The organism is Corynebacterium sp. HMSC11E11, assembly GCF_001807025.1.
Taxonomy (GTDB): domain Bacteria; phylum Actinomycetota; class Actinomycetes; order Mycobacteriales; family Mycobacteriaceae; genus Corynebacterium; species Corynebacterium freneyi.
In genome coordinates, this window is record NZ_KV787116.1 from 13,332 (window position 1) to 32,059 (window position 18,728).

At 67.2% G+C, this 18,728-nt stretch carries 17 protein-coding genes and 2 tRNA genes; 12 read left to right on the top strand and 7 right to left on the bottom strand.

The window, feature by feature from the left end:
* Nucleotides 1-54: 54 nt before the first annotated feature.
* The 3 genes from yidD to rpmH are packed head-to-tail and all read right to left on the bottom strand — an operon-like array spanning nt 55 to nt 853.
* A complete protein-coding gene (yidD, locus tag HMPREF3121_RS12080; RefSeq protein ID WP_083291200.1) occupies nt 55-363 on the bottom strand; it encodes a membrane protein insertion efficiency factor YidD in 309 nt (102 codons plus the stop codon).
* Nucleotides 326-700 (bottom strand): ribonuclease P protein component, encoded by a 375-nt coding sequence (rnpA, locus tag HMPREF3121_RS02605; RefSeq protein WP_070519619.1) that lies wholly within the window; start codon nt 698-700, stop codon nt 326-328. Before rnpA ends, yidD begins: the two co-directional genes overlap by 38 nt.
* A gap of 15 nt (nt 701-715) precedes the next feature.
* The gene (gene rpmH / locus HMPREF3121_RS02610; protein WP_035121629.1) at nt 716-853 is read right to left on the bottom strand and encodes a 50S ribosomal protein L34; all 138 of its coding nucleotides are present in this window, start codon (nt 851-853) and stop codon (nt 716-718) included.
* Between the two features lie 735 nt (nt 854-1,588).
* On the opposite strand from rpmH, the gene dnaA reads away from it, so the two are divergent.
* The 6 genes from dnaA to gyrB all read left to right on the top strand — a co-directional run bounded on the left by dnaA (nt 1,589) and on the right by gyrB (nt 9,283).
* Nucleotides 1,589-3,397, top strand: a complete 1,809-nt coding sequence (dnaA, locus tag HMPREF3121_RS02615) for a chromosomal replication initiator protein DnaA (protein ID WP_246816047.1) — start codon at nt 1,589-1,591, stop codon at nt 3,395-3,397.
* A gap of 157 nt (nt 3,398-3,554) precedes the next feature.
* The gene (locus tag HMPREF3121_RS12310) at nt 3,555-3,887 is read left to right on the top strand and encodes a hypothetical protein (RefSeq protein WP_141742938.1); all 333 of its coding nucleotides are present in this window, start codon (nt 3,555-3,557) and stop codon (nt 3,885-3,887) included.
* An 84-nt stretch (nt 3,888-3,971) separates the two neighbouring features.
* A complete protein-coding gene (gene dnaN / locus HMPREF3121_RS02620) occupies nt 3,972-5,162 on the top strand; it encodes a DNA polymerase III subunit beta (protein ID WP_070519620.1) in 1,191 nt (396 codons plus the stop codon).
* Between the two features lie 52 nt (nt 5,163-5,214).
* Entirely contained in the window at nt 5,215-6,405 is a 1,191-nt protein-coding gene (gene recF / locus HMPREF3121_RS02625; protein WP_070519622.1) for a DNA replication/repair protein RecF, read from the top strand.
* The gene (locus HMPREF3121_RS02630; RefSeq protein WP_070519624.1) at nt 6,402-7,043 is read left to right on the top strand and encodes a DciA family protein; all 642 of its coding nucleotides are present in this window, start codon (nt 6,402-6,404) and stop codon (nt 7,041-7,043) included. Before recF ends, HMPREF3121_RS02630 begins: the two co-directional genes overlap by 4 nt.
* 173 nt (nt 7,044-7,216) lie before the next feature.
* Nucleotides 7,217-9,283 (top strand): DNA topoisomerase (ATP-hydrolyzing) subunit B, encoded by a 2,067-nt coding sequence (gyrB, locus tag HMPREF3121_RS02635; RefSeq protein ID WP_070519626.1) that lies wholly within the window; start codon nt 7,217-7,219, stop codon nt 9,281-9,283.
* A gap of 200 nt (nt 9,284-9,483) precedes the next feature.
* On the opposite strand, the gene HMPREF3121_RS02640 is transcribed toward gyrB, so the two are convergent.
* Nucleotides 9,484-10,905, bottom strand: coding sequence for a lipase family protein (locus tag HMPREF3121_RS02640; protein WP_224370844.1), 1,422 nt, complete (start codon nt 10,903-10,905; stop codon nt 9,484-9,486).
* 174 nt (nt 10,906-11,079) lie between these two features.
* Between HMPREF3121_RS02640 and HMPREF3121_RS02645 the strand changes: the two genes are divergently transcribed.
* Nucleotides 11,080-12,087 carry an alpha/beta fold hydrolase gene (locus HMPREF3121_RS02645; protein WP_246816048.1) on the top strand — a complete coding sequence of 336 codons (1,008 nt, stop codon included), beginning with the start codon at nt 11,080-11,082 and terminating at the stop codon, nt 12,085-12,087.
* 33 nt (nt 12,088-12,120) lie between these two features.
* Here the strand turns inward: HMPREF3121_RS02645 and HMPREF3121_RS02650 are convergent, their stop codons facing one another.
* Entirely contained in the window at nt 12,121-12,561 is a 441-nt protein-coding gene (locus HMPREF3121_RS02650) for a hypothetical protein (RefSeq protein ID WP_070519630.1), read from the bottom strand.
* Nucleotides 12,558-12,761 (bottom strand): CopG family transcriptional regulator, encoded by a 204-nt coding sequence (locus HMPREF3121_RS02655; RefSeq protein ID WP_070519632.1) that lies wholly within the window; start codon nt 12,759-12,761, stop codon nt 12,558-12,560. The genes HMPREF3121_RS02650 and HMPREF3121_RS02655 overlap by 4 nt, the downstream gene beginning before the upstream one ends.
* A gap of 198 nt (nt 12,762-12,959) precedes the next feature.
* Here HMPREF3121_RS02655 and gyrA point away from each other — a divergent pair, with 198 nt between their 5' ends.
* From gyrA to HMPREF3121_RS02675, 4 genes are all read left to right on the top strand, one after another.
* Nucleotides 12,960-15,554 carry a DNA gyrase subunit A gene (gene gyrA / locus HMPREF3121_RS02660; RefSeq protein ID WP_070519633.1) on the top strand — a complete coding sequence of 865 codons (2,595 nt, stop codon included), beginning with the start codon at nt 12,960-12,962 and terminating at the stop codon, nt 15,552-15,554.
* A gap of 3 nt (nt 15,555-15,557) precedes the next feature.
* Entirely contained in the window at nt 15,558-15,890 is a 333-nt protein-coding gene (locus HMPREF3121_RS02665) for a DUF3566 domain-containing protein (protein WP_070519635.1), read from the top strand.
* Nucleotides 15,891-16,047: 157 nt separating this feature from the next.
* Nucleotides 16,048-16,124 (top strand) — tRNA-Ile (locus HMPREF3121_RS02670).
* Nucleotides 16,125-16,190: 66 nt separating this feature from the next.
* Nucleotides 16,191-16,263 (top strand) — tRNA-Ala (locus tag HMPREF3121_RS02675).
* A 255-nt stretch (nt 16,264-16,518) separates the two neighbouring features.
* Here the strand turns inward: HMPREF3121_RS02675 and HMPREF3121_RS02680 are convergent.
* Nucleotides 16,519-17,466, bottom strand: coding sequence for a prolipoprotein diacylglyceryl transferase (locus HMPREF3121_RS02680; protein ID WP_070519637.1), 948 nt, complete (start codon nt 17,464-17,466; stop codon nt 16,519-16,521).
* A 283-nt stretch (nt 17,467-17,749) separates the two neighbouring features.
* On the opposite strand from HMPREF3121_RS02680, the gene HMPREF3121_RS02685 reads away from it, so the two are divergent.
* A complete protein-coding gene (locus HMPREF3121_RS02685) occupies nt 17,750-18,280 on the top strand; it encodes a peptidylprolyl isomerase (RefSeq protein WP_052054109.1) in 531 nt (176 codons plus the stop codon).
* Nucleotides 18,281-18,728: the final 448 nt, after the last annotated feature.

Consider the following 18,728-nt stretch of genomic DNA (forward strand, 5'->3'; position numbering starts at 1 on the left):
TTTCTCCTGTCGTGGGGGATTGCGGCCGTCTACGCGTCAGCCTCGGCAGCCAGGTTACCCGTGCATCTTTCGCCACCAGGTACCCAGGCCGGGATAGGTGCGGGGCACGGGATCCCAACCGCCGGGATGCCAGGGAGCGCACCGCACGATCCTCAAAAAGGTCAGCCACAGGCCGCCGATCGCGCCGTATCGTCGGACGGCTTCGAGCCCGTAGGCCGAGCAAGTCGGTTCAAAGCGGCAGGAACCGGTTGCCTTGGCGGGGGAGATGCGCCGGCGATAGAAGAGGATGGCGCGTTCGACGAGCCGGGTGGCGGGGCCCCGGTCTTCAGCGTCGGGTAGCTCGTGCGAGTGCCTTGCGCACATCGGTCGCCAACTCCTCGCTGGTCGCCGTGGCCGAAGCGGGCAGCGCCCGAATGACCATGTCCACGGTGGACGGGACGTCGTCAAGCACATCCATGACCACGTGCCGAAGCTTGCGGGTCACGGCATGCCGGACCACCGAATTGCCCACCGCCTTCGATACGACGAAACCGACGCGCGGACCCCCGAAACGGGAAATCTGCGCGTCGGCATCATCGCCACCGTCGCCGGCGGCATCAAGATAATGCAGGACGATCGTCCTGCGACCGAACCTGCGACCCCGACGGACCGTGACGGAAAAATCTCCGGAACGGTGCAGCTTGTGCTGCGCGGGGAGCACGATTCGAGTCCGCGATCAGGCGGACAGGCGGGCGCGGCCCTTGTTGCGGCGGGCGGCGACCACGGCGCGGCCCGAACGGGTGCGCATGCGGGTACGGAAGCCGTGCACGCGGGCACGACGACGGTTATTCGGCTGGAACGTCCGCTTCGACACGGGTGACACTCCTAGGGATTCAGGGCCCGGGCCGGACAGCCGGCGACCTGGCCAAACGATTGATTTCACACCCTCCGCCGGAACCGGCCGACGTGACCGGACGTTCCCTGCGACGGGCCCGCTAGGCGCAGCACCCGGAAACGACCGAGTCCCGCGCAGATGCGGTGAACACACCGGCGACCCTGGGCGCACCCGGGGTCGCGGATATGACAGACCCGATCAGGGTACGTGGAGCGGGGCCGCCAATACAAATCCTGCGTCGCCCCGCGCGTCGCCTCGAGCGGACCCGACACGCGACGCGACCTGTGTCGTTGTCGAACGATCCACATGAATTCACATGGCCGCGGAAGCATACAACTGTGGATAACTATCGTCACTCGAGTAACATACGACCTGCGCGTTCGATGTAACTTCGCAGGTCAGGCGGTTGCAAAACCCCCGAGTTCTTGCGGCCCAAGGGTGTGGATAGACTGTTGAGAAACCAACGCCGAGAAACGCTCCACACCTGTGCATCGACGTGTGGAAGTCCTGGCCATCGGGCCACGACGGTGTGGAACGAAATCCCACAACCGAACAGCCCGACCGGAGCACCCGACCTCCACCCCCGCCAATCGGCGCACCATCGACGACGACGCTCGCGCACCCCTGTGGCGTCGGCGCTGAATCGGGAACGGCCCGCCGACCGACCCGGCGGGTTACGCTGACCGTCCGAACCAACCCAGAAGGACCACCGAGTTGACCACGCCCAGCCGAGACTTCAACGACACCTGGACCCAGGTCGTCGACATGCTCATTCGCGGCACCGACGTGCGCGACGGAGAGCCGCAGCCGCTGACCACCCAGCACAAGGCTTTGCTCCGGTCCGTCCAGCCCGTCGGCCAGCTCAACGGGTTCGTGCTGCTGGCGACCGGCTCCGAGATGGTCCAAACGCTGGTCAAGGAGGAATTGTCCGAGCGCATCGAACGCGCGTTGGATGTGATCACCGGGCGTCCCCAGCAAGTCGTTGTGACGATCTCGGAGGACTCGTCGCACGCGGACAAATCGCACGCGGATACCTCGCACGCCGATGCCCCGCATCCCGGGCAGGCGGGACAGATGCCGGCCGGTCGCCCGGCACCGGCCGCGACCGATGGAGACGCCCCGAACCCCCCATACCCGGATGCCAACCGCTCCCGCGGCGTCGACCAGGCCGCCGGCCATGATTCCGGGGCCTGGCGCACCATCGAGTTCGAACGCGACGCCCGCGACACCGCACAGTTAGGCGATCCCCGTGGATTCACCGGCCAGGCTGCCCATGACCCGCGGTCGCCCCTGATGCCCCAGCAGGACCAGGGCGGGCAGATGCCGGGCACCCCGGGCGCGCCCCACCCCCCGCAAACCCCCCACCCGGGCCAGGCCCCCCAGATGCCGCACGGTGGCGGCGCCCAGACGCAGGGCACGGCCGCGGACCTTTTCGGCCAGAGCAAGTACCACCTCCACGGGATGAAAAACCCCATGTCCCAGCCGGTGGAGGAGCCGACGCTGAATCCGAAGTACACCTTCGAGACGTTCGTCATCGGCCCGCAGAACCGGTTCGCCGCCGCCGCGGCCGCCGCCGTCGCCGAGCAGCCGGCCCGCGCCTACAATCCGCTGTTCATCTCCGGCGGTTCCGGCTTGGGCAAGACGCACCTGCTCCATGCCATCGGCCACTACGCCACGGCGCTCGACCCGAAGCTGCGGGTGCGCTACGTGTCGTCGGAGGAGTTCACCAACGACTTCATCAACTCGGTGCGCGACGACGCCCAGGAGAGTTTCAAGCGCCGCTACCGCGACCTGGACATTCTCATCGTCGACGACATCCAGTTCCTGGAGGGCAAGGAAGGCACGCAGGAGGAGTTCTTCCACACGTTCAACGCCCTCCACCAGGCCGATCGCCAGATCGTGCTGTCGTCGGACCGTCCTCCGCGCGAGCTGAAGACGCTGGAGGAGCGCCTGCGCACCCGCTTCGAGTGGGGCCTGACCCCGGATCTGCAGCTGCCGGACCTGGAAACCCGGATCGCGATTTTGTCGAAGAAGGCGCAGCTCGACCGCCTCAACGTCCCGCATGACGTGCTGCAGTTCATCGCGGAACACACGGCGTCGTCGATCCGCGAGCTCGAGGGCCGGCTGCTGCAGGTCACCGCCCAGGCGTCGCTGCTGAAGATGCCGGTGACGTTGGCGCTGGCGGAGGAGATCATCGGCTCGGACAGCGCCGAGGTGGAGATCACGCCGGACATCATCATTTCGGCGACGGCGGAGTTCTACGGCCTCACCGTCGCCGATCTCACGGGCCCGGGGAAGACCCGCCCGGTGTCGCATGCGCGGCAGGTGGCGATGTACTTGACCAGGTCGCTCATCGACATTTCGCTGCCGGCCATCGGCAAGGTTTTCGGCAACCGGGATCATTCGACGGTGTTGTACGCGCACCGGAAGATCCAGAAGGAGATCGCCGAAAAGCGGGCCACCCAGGACCAGGTCAACGATCTGACCACGCGCATCCGGGAGCGTTCCCGCACCATCGGATGATTCGCGTCGGCGGCGTCGCCGGCGTCGGCGGACGGTGCGCGGCATGGGGCGGGCGTCATCGCTTTACGACGAAGCTCGCCTCACTGAAGCTCGCCTATTCCTTGCTTAATGCGTGTAATTACGGCTGTGTAATTTAGAGACCCCGATCACACGGATCATGTTGGTAACCAGCGGTTTTTCGTTCACGGAGGTGTGGATGAACCGCAGTCTTCTGTGGAAGAATCCGCCGGCGGTCGATCCATCCACAGTTCGGGCGATTCATCCACAGATCCATCAACTTTTTGCCCACACTCGGATTTCCGCGCCGACCAGCGGCGGACCGGTCATCCCACAGGATCCACAGCCCCTACTACTTCTTCCGACCATCCATCTCAATCAACGTCCGAGAAAAAGGGGCCTGTCGACAAGCGGCGCGCTCGCCGCCGCGACCGGGCCGCGAATGACAGGAAGTCTCCGGACCGCCGACATCGACGGCGGCAAACTGGGTTAAGGTTGTGATTCGAGGAAGCACCGGCGACGGCCGGACCGTCGGCTGCGCCGGCGGGTCACAAATCGTGAAACTCATGGAGGGACGATGGAGCAGACGGACGTGCGTCTCCGCGCAGCCAAGGATGATCTCGCTGACGCGGTGGGGTGGGTCGCACGCAATCTGCCGACGCGTCCGACGCAGCCGATCCTTCGCGGCATGGTCTTCACCGCCGATGACGATGGTCTGGAGATCGCCGGCTACGACTACGAGGTGTCGACGCAGATCCGCATCGCCGCGGAGATCTCCGACACGGGTCGTTTCGCTGTCAACGGCAAGCTCGTCTCGGACATCGTCTCCAAGCTGCCGAACAAGCCGATCGACATGCATTACGACGGCACGAGGGTGCTGGTCACCTGCGGTAAGTCTCGTTTCGAGCTGCCGGCTATGACACTGGAGGACTACCCGGCCCTGCCGTCGGTTCCCGCCGCCACCGGCACCATCGACCCGCAGCTGTTCACCGAGGCCATCGGCCAGGTCGCCGTGGCCGCCGGCAAGGACGAAACCCTGCCGATGCTCACGGGCATCCGCATGGAGACCGAGGGCGACACGGTCACCCTGGCCGCCACGGACCGTTTCCGCCTGGCGGTGCGCACCTTCCAGTGGAATCAGATCCCGGAGGGCAACGCGGAGCTGCTCATCCCCGCCAAGACGCTGGCAGACACGGCGCGTTCCCTGGACTCCGGTTCGAGCGAACCGGTGACCCTGGCGTTCGGCGACGGCTCGGATGGCCGGGCCGTCGGCGCCGATGGTCTGCTGGGCATCCTGGCCGACCCGCGTCGCACCACCACGCGTCTGCTCGACGTGGAGTTCCCGAAGTTCCGCCCGTTGCTGCCGAAGCAGCATTCGTCTTTGGCGTCGGTGCGCATCGATCCGTTGCGCGAGGCGATCCGCCGCGTGTCGCTGGTCGCCGATCGCGGTGCCCAGATCCGCATGGATTTCTCCGAGGGCCAGGTCGTGCTTTCCGCCCACGGCGACGAGGCCGGTCGCGCCGAGGAAGTCCTCGAGTGCGCGTTCGTCGGTGAGCCGCTGCTCATCGCCTTCAACCCGGGGTACCTGTCCGACGGCCTGTCGGCGATTCACACCGACCGCGTGGTCATGGGCTTCACGCAGCCGTCGCGTCCCGCGGTGCTCATCCCGGAGCCGGACGAGCTGCCGGGCGCCGACGAAGACGGCATGTTCCCGACTCCGGAGACGGAATTCACGTACCTGCTCATGCCCGTCCGCCTTCCGGGCTGACCGGCTTTTCCGGGGCGGAAGGGAAGCGGGGCGACGTCTCCGCGGTGCCGACATGTATTTGCGTTCGTTGAGCCTGCGCGACTTTCGGTCGTGGCCGGAGCTGAGCCTTGAGCTGGAGCCGGGCATCACGGTGTTCACCGGGCGCAACGGCTACGGCAAGACGAACATCGTCGAGGCCGTGGGCTACATGTCCACGTTGTCGTCGCATCGCGTGTCGACGGATGCCCCGCTGGTGCGGTCGGGGGCGGATTCTGCGCGCGTGTCGGCCACCGCCGTCAACGACGGCCGTGAGCTCACCGCCCATCTGCTGATCAACCCGCATCGTGCGAACCTGGCGCAGCTCAACCGCACGAGGCTGCGCAGCCCGCGCGAGTTGTTGGGCACGGTGCGGTCGGTGTTTTTCGCGCCGGAGGATCTGGAGCTGGTCAAGGGCGAGCCGGCCCAGCGGCGCCGCTATCTGGATGATCTTCTCGCCGTCCGTCGTCCGCGGATGGCCGGCGCGCGTCTGGAGTACGAGCGGATTCTTCGGCAGCGAAACGCCCTGCTCAAGTCGGCCGGAGGATCGTTGCGCCGCGGGTATTCGTCGTCGGAGGGGCAGGCGGCGTTGGCGACGCTGGACACGTGGGATTCGCAGCTGGCCCACGTCGGGGCGATCATCACCGCGGCGCGCATCGGGCTGGTCCGCGATCTGGGTCCCCGGGTGGTCGAGGCGTATGCGACGCTCGCGCCGTCGTCGCGGCCGGCGACGGTCGAGTACCGCACGAAGTTGCCGGTCGACGATCTTCCCGACGACCCCGAGATCATCGAGGCGCTGCTGCTCACGGAGCTCGGCGCGCGCCGCAACCGGGAGATCGACCGGGGCATCAGCCTCGTCGGGCCGCATCGGGATGATCTGCAGTTGAATCTCGGCAATGATGCGGCGAAGGGGTTCGCCAGTCACGGCGAGACGTGGTCGTTCGCGTTGTCGCTGAGGTTGGCGTCGTATCTCATGCTCCGCGAGGAGGGCCCGGATCCGATCCTCGTCCTCGACGACGTTTTCGCCGAGCTCGACCGTCATCGTCGCGAGGCGTTGGTGGACATCGCGAAGCAGGCCGAGCAGGTGCTCATCACGTCGGCGGTCGGCGAGGAGCTGCCGGAGGGGCTTGCCGACGTCCCGGCGGTGAGCACGCACGTCGTGACGGTGCGGGACACCGATGACGGACGCATTTCGCTTCTCGACGCCGACGGGGACGCCGATCGATGAGCGAGGGCGACGCCCCGGATCTGGTCGGGGAGGTTTTCGGGCGGATGCGCGCCACGGCGAAGATGGGCGGCAAGCACCCGCCGTCGTTGCAGCGGCCGGCCCGGAAGAACTCGGGATTCACGCTGGAAGCGGGGCCAAGGGTGATCAAGCGGGACGATGACGGCGGCACCGCCGACACCGCCGGCAACGGCGGCGACCACACCGTCGCCCGCGACCTGGCGGGGACGCGCATTCCCGAGCGGTTCCTGTACCGCGACGACATTCGGATTCGCCGTCGCCGCGATCGAAGTCCGCTGTCCTTCGGGTCCGTCCTCGCCCGTCAGGCGACCGAACGCGGCTGGCGGCGCAACATCGCCAACGGCATCATCATGTCCAAGTGGCCCGAACTTGTCGGCGAGGTCATCGCCGACCACACCGAGGTCGTGGAGTTCAAGGACGGCACGTTGGTCGTCCAGTGCGCTTCGAGTACGTGGGCGACGCAGCTGCGGTTGGCGCAATCGCAGATTCTGGCGACGATCGCCGATGAAGTCGGGGACGGAGTCGTCGAAAAGCTGCAGATCAAGGGGCCGACGGGGCCGAGTTGGACGAAGGGTCGGCTGCGGGTAAAGGGCCGCGGTCCGCGCGACACGTACGGGTGACGTCGACGTCCGACGCGAATGCGGAGGCGAAATCGGGGATCACGACGACCCGATTTTGCGAAAATCGGCGCTGAACGCCCTTTTGGCGCGGCCTGATGCGTGTCCGGTGGGGGACTACGGGGTAAGATGGACGGGCATACCAAGCGCACAAGCAAAGGGAGACCGGGTCCACAGTGGCTGCCACCGAAAACCAGTACGATGCCTCATCGATCACCATCCTCGAGGGGCTCGAGGCCGTTCGCAAGCGGCCCGGCATGTACATCGGCTCCACCGGCGAGCGAGGCCTGCACCACCTGGTGTGGGAGGTCGTCGACAACTCCGTCGACGAGGCGATGGCCGGATACGCCTCCGAGGTCAAGGTGACTCTGCTGGAGGACGGCGGCGTCGAGGTCGTCGACGACGGCCGAGGCATTCCGGTGGAGATGCACCCGACCGGTGCCCCGACGGTGCAGGTCGTCATGACCCAGCTGCACGCGGGCGGCAAGTTCGACTCGGAGTCCTACGCCGTGTCCGGCGGCCTCCACGGCGTCGGCATCTCCGTGGTCAACGCCCTGTCCACCCGCGTCGAGGCCGAGATCGTCCGCGACGGCCACGTGTGGTTGCAGAACTTCACCAACGCGGTGCCGGAGGATTTGGTCAAGGGCAAGAAGGCCCGCGGCTCGGGGACCACCATCCGCTTTTGGCCGGATCCGGAGATCTTCGAGACCACCGAGTTCAACTTCGACACCATCGCACGTCGCCTGCGCGAGATGGCCTTCCTGAACAAGGGCCTGACCATCACGCTGACCGACAAGCGCGTGTCGGAGGAGGAGCTGGAGGCCGAGGCGCTGGCGGAGCAGGCCGAGAAGGAATCGGCCGCGCTGGTCGAGGCCGACGCCGAGGACGGCGACAACGGCGACGCCGCCGAGGGCGCCGAGGACCAGGTGACCAAGGCCAAGAAGCGTCGGGAGAAGAAGAAGGTCTACCACTTCCCGAACGGCCTGCAGGATTACGTCGAGGCCCTGAACAAGTCGAAGACCAGTATCCACCCCTCGATCATCAGCTTCGATGCCGGCGGCGAGGGCCATGAGGTCGAGATCGCCATGCAGTGGAACAGCGGCTACTCGGAGTCGGTGCACACCTTCGCCAACACGATCAACACGATCGAGGGCGGCACCCACGAGGAGGGTTTCCGCTCCGCGCTGACGTCGTTGATGAACCGCTACGCCCGCGAGCACAAGCTGCTCAAGGAGAAGGAAGCCAATCTCACCGGCGAAGACGCCCGCGAGGGCCTGGCCGCGGTGATTTCGGTGCGCGTCGCCGATCCGCAGTTCGAGGGCCAGACGAAGACGAAGCTGGGCAACACCGAGATCCGCTCCTTCGTGCAGCGCATGACCAACGAGCACATCTCGCACTGGCTGGAGGCCAATCCGGCGGAGGCGAAGGCGATCGTCAACAAGGCCATCGCCTCGGCGCATGCCCGTGTGGCGGCCCGAAAGGCCCGTGACCTGGTGCGTCGCAAGTCGGCGACGGATCTGGGCGGTCTGCCGGGCAAGCTCGCGGATTGCCGTTCGAAGGATCCGCTGCAGTCCGAGCTGTTCGTGGTGGAGGGCGACTCCGCCGGTGGTTCGGCGAAGTCGGGCCGCAACTCGATGTTCCAGGCGATCCTGCCGTTGCGAGGCAAGATCCTCAACGTGGAGAAGGCGCGCCTGGACAAGACGCTGAAGAACGCCGAGGTGCAGGCGATCATCACGGCGCTGGGCACGGGCATCCACGACGAGTTCGACATTTCCAAGCTGCGCTATCACAAGATCGTGCTCATGGCCGACGCCGACGTCGACGGCCAGCACATCGCGACGCTGCTGCTGACGCTGCTGTTCCGTCTGATGCGTCCGCTCATCGACGAGGGGCACGTGTACTTGGCGCAGCCGCCGCTGTACAAGCTGAAGTGGGCGAAGGGCGAGCCCGGGTACGCGTACTCGGATGCGGAGCGCGATCAGTTGGTCGCGGAGGGTCTGGCCGCCGGCCGCAAGATCAACAAGGACGACGGCATCCAGCGCTACAAGGGTCTGGGTGAGATGAACGCCTCGGAGCTGTGGGAGACCACGATGGATCCGGAGCGTCGTGTCCTGCGTCAGGTCGCGTTGGAGGATGCGCAGAAGGCCGATGAGCTGTTCACCATTCTCATGGGCGATGATGTCGCGTCGCGTCGTTCCTTCATCACCCGCAACGCGAAGGACGTCCGCTTCCTGGACGTCTAGGGCGGGCCTGCACGGTCGGGCCCGGCGTGTTCGGGCTTTGACCAGCTGCTTTACGACGCCGATGGGGCGCCGACAAAGATCTCTGAACGAGATGATTGTCGGCGCCCCATCATTGGTTTTAGGCCATCTGTTGGTGTACGCCCCTGGATTTCCCGGCGGGCGTCGTCAAGCAACGACCGCCGGGGAGGCGACCGCCGCGCCTAGGAGGACGACGGAATCGGGATCTCGCCGGAACCGCCCGGGATGTCGATGCCCGAGCACGCGCCGGCGCCCGACGCACCGTTGAACATGGCGAGGATGAAGCCGACGCCGAAGGGCGCGCCGCTGATCGCCTGGGCGAAGTGGTTGTAACCCTCGATCTTCGGCAGGATGTCGTCGCGGTAGAAGACCTCGCCGCCGTTGGCGCACCAGTTGTCCGCCAGATCCCGGGCCTGCTGGTACTCGACGTTGAGGTCATGGCGGCCCGACACGATCATCGTCGGCGCGGCCGGGACGCCATGGCCGATGAACTGGTCGTTCATGGCCTTCTGCCCCTCGGGGATGTCGCCCAGGATCTCGTCGAGGCTCAGACCGCTGTTGGTCCACTGGCTGGTGCGCTGATGCCCGTACGCCTTGGTGATCTCGTCGGTGCACATGGTGGAAAGGTTCTGCAGCGTCTCCTTGCCGCCCTCGTTCATGTGGCGATCCATGGCCGGGGCCAGGTTCGGGTACCGCGCGGCCAGTCCGTTGATGGTGAAGCCGATGGCGCCGACGAGGTCGGAACCGTCGATGTTCCTCTGCACCGCGTCGAGGTCGGCCGGGGGAGCGGAGGCGTAGGCGGCCGCGACATCCAGATCCGGGGCGTAGGAGCTCGCGGCCTCGACCGCGGCGGCCGAGGCGCCGCCGCCCTGCGAGTGACCGTAGAACGCGACCCGGCCGTTGCCGCCCGACAGATTCCGTGCGGCGCGCGCGCCGTCGAGCATCGCGTGGGCCTGCTCGGCGCGGTTCATGTACGTGTGGATGCCCGGCGTGCCCATGCCGACGTAGTCCGTGACGAAGACGCGCACGCCCGCGGCGGCGAAAACCCAATCGTAGAGACCCTCGAGGTTGACCAGGCGACCGGAGGAGAACGGGTCGGCCTGGTTTTCCAGCGGCCAGTTGCGCGACGGGGCGCACTGATCGCCCTGGCCGACGGTGCCGCGGCCGATGACGACGGTCGGGCGCTCGCCGACGCCCGTCCACGGCACCGACGGCTCGACCATGTAGCCGCTGACCGGGACGGCGTTGCCGTGCATGTCGGTGGTCGAATACAGCACCTTCGTCACCGACGACGGCAGCGGGTAGTTCAGCTCCGGAGGCATCGGCGCGGTCGGGGCGGCGGCGGTGCGCAGGATGGTGCCCGGGGCGCCGGCGGTGACCGTGGAGGTGTCGTAGAAGGACTCGTCGATGGCTGGCGACTCATCGGAGGAGCCGAGGGAACCGGTGCCGCCGGGAACCTCCGGCATTCCCTCCAGGCCCGGAACCTCGGGCATGTCGGGAAGGTTCGGTGCGGCGGAGGCAGGGGTGAGCAGACCCCCGATCGTCATCGTGCTGGCGAGGAGTGCTGCGGCGGCGCGGCGCCTGATTCGAGAAGGGGATCGCATGTTTCGGATTATCGGCATTTGTCACGGGGCGCGAGCACGTTTTGGTGAAAAAATGGTATCCGCCGGTGAACGGCACGCCCGCGGGGGTGGTGAACCGGCGCGAATCGGTGCGGCAACACCGTTTGCCGGGTTGTTTCGGTGTTCCCGGAGGCAAACCGGGATATCGTATCGGCCGTGAACGAACACGATGAACGGGCCAAGACCGCAGCCGACCCCGAGCGAGGCGCCGCCGACGCCGACGCCGACGCCGACGCTGACGCCGTGGAAGCCGTGACCGAGGATCCTGCCGCGCACGCCGGGGAGCGCACGCGCCACGAGCCCGAGGTGGTCGAGCGCACGCTGTTCGACGGGTCGGTCACGCCGATGCAGCTGTACCGCCCGAAGGCTGCGCCGAAGGCGATCGTCGTGTTCTTCCCCGGCTTCGGCATGGGGGCCCGTTACTACTGGCCGATGGCGCAGGAACTGTGCGATCGCGGGTACGGGGTGCTCGTCTCCGAGCTGCACGGTCAGGGCGAGCAGACCGCCAAGCCCACGCGGCGCAATCAGTGGGGGTACAACGAGCTGGCCTCGAACGATTTCCCGGAGGCGGTGGCGACGGCGCGCGCCGAGTTCGAGACCTCCGGCGAGCGTCTGCCGGTCTACCTCATGTGCCATTCGATGGGCGGCCAGATCGGTTCGTTGTACCTGGCGCGCCCGGAGGCCGACGTCGACGGCATGATCACCGTCGGCTCCGGCACCCCGCACCACATTCGCTTCACCGGCGACGAGCGTCGGCGACTGCGGTTGGGCGGTCCGGTGATGTGGACGGTGTCGAGGCTGCTCGGCTATTGGCCGGCGGGTCCGTGGGATCTGGCGGGCTACGGGCGCCAGTCCGGCCGGCATGTCCGCGAGTGGGCGATGTTCGCCCGCAACGGTCGGCTGCGTCCGACGACGGCGGACATGGATTACGGGTGCGAGATGCCGAAGGTCACCACCCCCGTGCTCATGTTGACCTGCGACGGCGACCGGGATTGCACTCCGGAGTCGGCGATGGACCTGGCCTCGCGTCTGCCGAAGGCGGCCCGTTTCGAGTTCCTCGATCACCGCCTCGGCCACAACCGTTGGGCCCGCGAGCCGGAGGCCGTCGCCGACCGGTTCGAACGGTGGCTCGACGAGCTCGCCTCCGGGCAGCCCTGGCCTTGATGTCCGGGTGTTTTGCGTGACGACGGCTCGTCGTCAGCGCATCCGCCGTGCCGGGTCGCGCACGCCGGCGATGGCCGCGGCCCGGTCGAAGGACATGTGGGTGCCCGCCAGCCGTCCGTGCACCAGCACCGCCGTGACGGCGAAGGCGTCGTTGCCGCGGTCGAGGGGTTTGAGGCGGCGGATGGTTTCGGCCTGCGTCCGGTCCCGGTCCTCGAGCCGGTCGTCGCCGGGCGGATGACCTCCACCGCGTGCGCCATCGGGTCGTGGTCCGACATCGCCGAGATCGCGGTGCACGTCGACGGCGCCGATCATTCCGCCGCCTGCGGCACCGGCGGCCGCCAACGCCCACGGCCGCACGATGCGCACGCCGTCGTACTCGGGCAGCAGTTCGACGAGGACGTCGATGACCGACACCAGATCCTCGGCCGTCAACCCGGCCCCGGTGCCCCCGGGTATGCCGGTTGCCGAACTCATGTCGCCAACCGCCGCAGCACGGCCGCGTGGGATTCGACGGCCTCCGCCGTGAGCATGCGCACCTCGGAATCCCGCACCGCACGGGCCGCGGCCTCGACGATCGCGCGTTTGGCCGCCTCCTGCTTCGACGTGCCGCGCGTGCCGGCCAACAGGGTCAGGGCCCGATCCTCGGCTTCGCTGAGCCGCAATGTCATCGCCATGGCGCCAGAATAATCACGAAAGGGCGCCTATTGGTATCACGCTGATACCGGATATGGGCGGAAACGTCGTAAAGCACGCCCTTCACGGGCCGTTGCGGCCATCGGGGCGCGTAAGATGGGGGAGTAAAACCCTTGCACCCGCCACGCGCCGCCACCACCGGCGCGACACCCGCGCGGGACAACCCGGAGGTATGACGAGTGAGCGACGACAACGGAACCCTCTTCGGAGGCGGCGGTGGCGACGACGACCAGATCCGCCCCATCGACATCAACGACGAGATGCAGTCCAGCTACATCGACTACGCGATGTCCGTCATCGTGGGTCGAGCGCTGCCGGAAGTGCGCGACGGCCTCAAGCCCGTGCACCGCCGCATCCTGTACGCGATGTACGACAACGGCTACCGCCCCGAACGCGGCTACGTGAAGTCCGCCAAGCCCGTGTCGGACACCATGGGCAACTACCACCCGCACGGCGACTACCCCATCTACGACACCATGGTCCGCATGGCCCAGCCGTGGTCCATGCGCTATCCGCTCGTCGACGGCCAGGGCAACTTCGGCTCCCGCGGCGACGACGGCCCCGCCGCCATGCGATACACCGAGGCCCGCCTCACCCCGCTGGCCATGGAAATGGTCCGCGACATCCGCGAAAACACCGTCGACTTCCAGCCGAACTACGACGGCCGCACCACCGAACCGGTCATCCTGCCGTCCCGCGTGCCCCAGCTGCTGATGAACGGCTCCGGCGGCATCGCCGTCGGCATGGCCACCAACATCCCGCCTCACAACCTCCGGGAAGTCGCCGCCGCCATCAACTGGTGCCTCGACAACCCCGACGCCGACGACAAGACGGCCCTCGAAGCCGTCATGAGCCACATCAAGGGCCCCGACTTCCCGACCGCCGGCCAGATCGTCGGCGACAAGGGCATCACCGACGCCTACACCACCGGCCGCGGCTCGATCCGCATGCGCGGCGTCACCTCCATCGAGCAGGAGGGCAACCGCCAGTCGATCGTCATCACCGAGCTGCCCTACCAGGTCAACCCGGACCGACTCATCGCCAACATCGCCGAACAGGTCCGCGACGGTCGACTCGCCGGCATCGCCTCCATCGACGACGAATCCGACCTCAAGTGGGGCATGCGCATCGTCGTCAAGCTCAAGCGCGACGCCGTGCCGCGCGTCGTCCTGAACAACCTGTACAAGCACTCCCAGCTGCAGACCAGCTTCGGCGCCAACATGCTGTCCATCGTCGACGGCGTGCCGCGCACCCTGCGCATCGACCAGATGGTCCGCCTCTACGTGGACCACCAGATCGAGGTCATCGTCCGCCGCACCCAGTACCGCCTGGACGAAGCCGAGAAGAAGGCCCACATCCTCCGCGGCCTGGTCAAGGCGCTCGACATGCTCGACGAGGTCATCGCCCTGATCCGCCGGTCGGCCACCGTCGACACCGCCCGCACCGGCCTGATGGAACTGCTCGACATCGACGAGGTGCAGGCCGACGCCATCCTGGCTATGCAGCTGCGCCGCCTCGCGGCCCTCGAGCGCCAGAAGATCATCGACGAGCTCGCCGAACTCGAAGAGCGCATCGCCGACCTGAAGGACATCCTCGCCAGCCCCGACCGCCAGCGCGCCATCGTCCGCGACGAACTCGCCGAGGTCGTCGAGCGATTCGGCGACGACCGCCGCACCGAGATCATCGGCGCCGTCGGCGACGTCACCGAAGAAGACCTCATCGCCCGCGAAAACGTCGTGGTCACCATCACCTCGACCGGCTACGCCAAGCGCACCAAGGTCGACGCCTACAAGTCGCAGCGACGCGGCGGCAAGGGCGTGCGCGGCGCGGACCTGAAGCAGGACGACATCATCCGCCACTTCTTCGTCTGCTCCACGCACGACTGGATCCTGTTCTTCACCAACAAGGGCCGCGTCTACCGCCTCAAGGCCTACGAGCTGCCCGAGGCCACCCGCGCCGCCCGCGGCCAGCACGTGGCCAACCTGCTGGAATTCCAGCCGGGCGAGCGCATCGCCGAGGTGCTGCAGATCCAGACGTACCAGGACTCTCCGTACCTGGTGCTGGCCACCAGCGAGGGCAAGGTGAAGAAGTCGCGCCTGGAGGAGTACGACTCCGCCCGCAGCGCCGGCCTCATCGCCATCAACCTCAAGGAGGGCGACTCCCTCATCGGCGCCCGCCTGTGCTCCGCGGACGACGACCTGCTGCTGGTCTCCGAGCGCGGCCAGGCCATCCGCTTCACCGCCTCCGACGACGCGTTGCGCCCGATGGGCCGCGCCACCGCCGGCGTGCTGGGCATGCGGTTCAAGGGCGACGACAAGTTGCTGAGCATGGTCGTCGTGGAGGAGGGCCAGCACCTGCTGGTGGCCACCACCGGTGGTTACGGCAAGAAGACCCCGCTCGACGAGTACTCCGCGCAGGGCCGCGGCGGCCAGGGCGTGCTGACCCTGAAGTACGACCCGAAGCGCGGCCCGCTGATGGGCGCGCTGGTGGTGTCCAACGACGACGAGATTTTCGCCGTCACCTCCGCCGGCGACATCATCCGCACCCGCGTCAACGAGATCCGCGCGACGTCGCGTGCGACGAAGGGCGTGCGCCTGGTGAACCTGGCCGACGGCACCGAGTTGCTCGCCATCGACCGCAACGTCGAGGACGAGGGCGAGGAGACCGCCGTGAAGGTGTCCGAGACCGGCACCCTCGACAGCGTCGAGGCGCGCCCCGGCGGCGTTTCCGCGTCGGCTTCCGACGGCGGGTCCGACGAGGGCGGCGAGGAGTAGGCCATGGCCCATACGCAACTGTTGGTCCGGCGGATCAGTCCGTGGACCACGCTGCGGGTTTCGGCGGCGATCAGCGTCATCGGGTTCCTGGCCTGGATGGTCGCGGTTGCGGTGCTCTACCTCCTGTTCGAGGCGATGGGGTACCGCGATCGGTTCAACGATCTCCTCGGCGGGGATGCGGCCCTGGGCGTCGGCATGATCTTCGCGCTCGCCGCCGGCATCGGGGTGTTGTGGGCGGTGCTGGTGTCGGCGCTGGCCACGTTGGGTGCCGTGGTCTACAACGCGTGCTCGGATTTGGTCGGTGGCGTGACCATCACGCTCGACGACGTGGAGTAGCGCGTCGTTTGGCTTGACGACGGCCACGTGGTCGTCGTCAAGCCGCACCCGGGCAGGAGCGCCACCCGGCGATGTTCGGAGCAAGTGCCAAAAATGGTTATTGACCAGCCGATTTGGTTTCCTTCACGCGTCCGGGTTAAGTTATATCCCGGTTCAGGGGCCTATAGCTCAGGCGGTTAGAGCGCTTCGCTGATAACGAAGAGGTCGGAGGTTCAAGTCCTCCTAGGCCCACCACGAACGGGCCCCGCGCCGACGAAGTCGAAAGCTCGTCGACGCGGGGTTTCCCGTTTCCGTGAACCCGGGGCATTAGCTCAATTGGTAGAGCACCTGCTTTGCAAGCAGGAGGTCAGGAGTTCGATTCTCCTATGCTCCACGTTCAAGGCCCCCGTCAGTCCGCTGGCGGGGGCTTTTGCCGTTCCACGATCCCGGACCGTTCGCAGTTCCCGCCCGCTATCTTGGCTGCTCGTAGTTTCCGCCCGCTATCTTGGCCGTTCGTAGTCCTCGGCGGTCGGGGAACATGCGAAAGCGGCGCCCTCCCGGGTGATTCGGGAGGGCGCCGCTTCGTCTTCAGTGGCCGGTGGCCGGTGGCGATGACCGGTCCGATGCGGTCCGATGCCGGTGCCGGCGGCTACTTCTTGGCGTTGCCCGGCTTCGGGGCCTTCGCGCCACCCGGCTTCGGGGCGGTGGTCTTCGGCGCCTTGACCTCGGACTGGACCTTCACCTCGGTCGGGGCCACGTCACCGTCGACGTCACCCTCCTCGGCGATCTCGGCCTTGGACTCCTCGGCCTTGTCCGCGGCGGTCTCGGCGGGCTTGTCGGCGGCGTCCTTGACCTCCTCGACCTTCTTGTCGGCCGCGTCCTTGGCGTCGGCGGCCTTCTTCTCGACGGTCTCCTTGGCCTCGGTGGCCTTCTCCGCGGCAACGTCCTTGGCCTCGCCGGCCTTCGCAGCGACGGTGTCCTTGACCTCGGCGGCCTTCTGCTTCACCGGGGCCGGGTCGACCGGCAGCTTGTCGTCGGACTTCAGCTTCCAGATGATCGCGGCGACGACCGCGGCGACCACGGCGAAGACGATCGAGCCGGTGGCGACGCGGCCGGCCTTGGCGCGACGCGCCTCCTTGCCGGACAGCTTGTCGGCGGTCTGCTGGACCTTCTTCTCCAGGTCCTTGCGGGTCGACTTGGCGCGCTTGGCGGCGTCCTTGCGGGCCTTCTTGGCCTCGCGGCGGGCCTTGCAGCGCTTCTTCTCGGCGTTCTTCTGCAGCTTGGCCGCCTTCTTGGCGGTCTTCTTGCGGTTCTTCTCGCCGGCCTTCTTCAGGTCGGCGACGCCCTCGGAGGCACGGTCGCGCAGGGACTCGGCCTCGGAGGTCACGTCGTCGCCGAAGGTCTGGAGCTTGTCCAGGGCGTCATCGGCCAGCGACGAGGCCTTCTCCACGGCCTCCTTGTTGCGCTTCTCGGCGACGGCCTTGGCCTCCTGCATGGTGTCGTACAGTTCGGCGGCCTTCTTGTCGCGGTAGTCGGCGTAAGCGTCGTACGCGGACTTGGCGCCCTTGAGAGCCAGCGAAACGGTGCTGGGGTACATGGTGTGGTTCTCTCCTCGTCGGTGGGGATAATCTCCGTGCCCGTGCGCCCAATGCGGGCGACCGTTGGCACGGCGTTCACCTTCCAGCGTATTCATTTCCGCCCGCTCCCGTGGGCGGGTCGGCGGATGTTCCCGGGATCGTGACCGCACCGTGGTCTTGTGATGCAGCCGACGCGCTGCGGCCGGCAAGAATGAGCACGCCGCAGGCGGGCCACCGGGAGCACGCTGCCGGGGGCTTCGTTGTTGCGGCCGCGCGGTCGCCGGTATCCTCGGCCAGGTGACTATGAAGACCGCCACCGCAACCGTCCACACCAACCACGGTGACATCACCATCGACCTGTTCGGCAATCACGCGCCGGTCACCGTCGACAACTTCATCGGCCTGGCCGAGGGCACGAAGGAGTACTCCGGCCAGAACGCCTCCGGCACCGAGTCCGGCCCGTTCTACGACGAGGCCATCTTCCACCGCATCATCGCCGGTTTCATGATCCAGGGCGGCGACCCGCTGGGCACCGGCACCGGCGGCCCGGGCTACAACTTCGACGACGAGATCCACCCGGAGCTCCAGTTCGATCGCCCGTACCTGCTGGCCATGGCCAATGCCGGCAAGCGCGGCGGCCGCGGCACCAACGGTTCCCAGTTCTTCATCACCGTCGTTCCGACCCCGCACCTCAACGGCAACCACACCATCTTCGGCGAGGTCGCCGACGAGGAGTCCCGCAAGGTCGTCGACGAGATCGCGCGCGTCGCCACCGACCACTGGGATCGCCCGCTGGAGCCGGTCGTCATCACCGGCATCGACATCGCCAAGTAAGCTCCGCGCCCCGCGAGGGGCATCTTCCCGGCAGTAGGCGCCGGCGGACATCGTTCCGCCGGCGCTTTTTCATGCCCTTTTCCGGTCCCGTTTCACGGTCCCTCCCGGGCAGTGGCCATGTCGTCCCCGCTTTCATGGCGTGCGATTCGCCGCCATGGGTCCCCGTGAGGCGGCCAACCCTCACGTGAACCCTCAATGTGTACTTAAGGGGGGTCGGGGGTGGGCGGGGTGATCCACATATCCACAGGGCTGTGGATGGATTCCCCGCCCGTTCATCCACCGATCCACCACCGATTCCGGGGCTTTACGACGCCTACGTGGACGTGAACCGCCGGTACACAAACCTCCACAGGGGTGTCCACACTTGTGGATAATTCCACTGTTGTAATTTACGAAAAGCCGTGCGAACCCTCCGAAAATCGGGTGAACATGGGGTCGCGGCGAGACC

Coding starts and splice junctions, on each gene's coding strand:
- HMPREF3121_RS02655 (WP_070519632.1), bottom strand. CDS start 12,761: ATGGCGATGACATTGCGGCTCAGCGAAGCCGAGGATCGGGCCCTGACC.
- HMPREF3121_RS02665 (WP_070519635.1), top strand. CDS start 15,558: ATGGCCCATACGCAACTGTTGGTCCGGCGGATCAGTCCGTGGACCACG.
- HMPREF3121_RS02650 (WP_070519630.1), bottom strand. CDS start 12,561: ATGAGTTCGGCAACCGGCATACCCGGGGGCACCGGGGCCGGGTTGACG.
- HMPREF3121_RS02640 (WP_224370844.1), bottom strand. CDS start 10,905: ATGCGATCCCCTTCTCGAATCAGGCGCCGCGCCGCCGCAGCACTCCTC.
- HMPREF3121_RS02630 (WP_070519624.1), top strand. CDS start 6,402: ATGAGCGAGGGCGACGCCCCGGATCTGGTCGGGGAGGTTTTCGGGCGG.
- recF (WP_070519622.1), top strand. CDS start 5,215: ATGTATTTGCGTTCGTTGAGCCTGCGCGACTTTCGGTCGTGGCCGGAG.
- yidD (WP_083291200.1), bottom strand. CDS start 363: ATGTGCGCAAGGCACTCGCACGAGCTACCCGACGCTGAAGACCGGGGC.
- HMPREF3121_RS12310 (WP_141742938.1), top strand. CDS start 3,555: ATGTTGGTAACCAGCGGTTTTTCGTTCACGGAGGTGTGGATGAACCGC.
- HMPREF3121_RS02685 (WP_052054109.1), top strand. CDS start 17,750: ATGAAGACCGCCACCGCAACCGTCCACACCAACCACGGTGACATCACC.
- HMPREF3121_RS02680 (WP_070519637.1), bottom strand. CDS start 17,466: ATGTACCCCAGCACCGTTTCGCTGGCTCTCAAGGGCGCCAAGTCCGCG.
- dnaN (WP_070519620.1), top strand. CDS start 3,972: ATGGAGCAGACGGACGTGCGTCTCCGCGCAGCCAAGGATGATCTCGCT.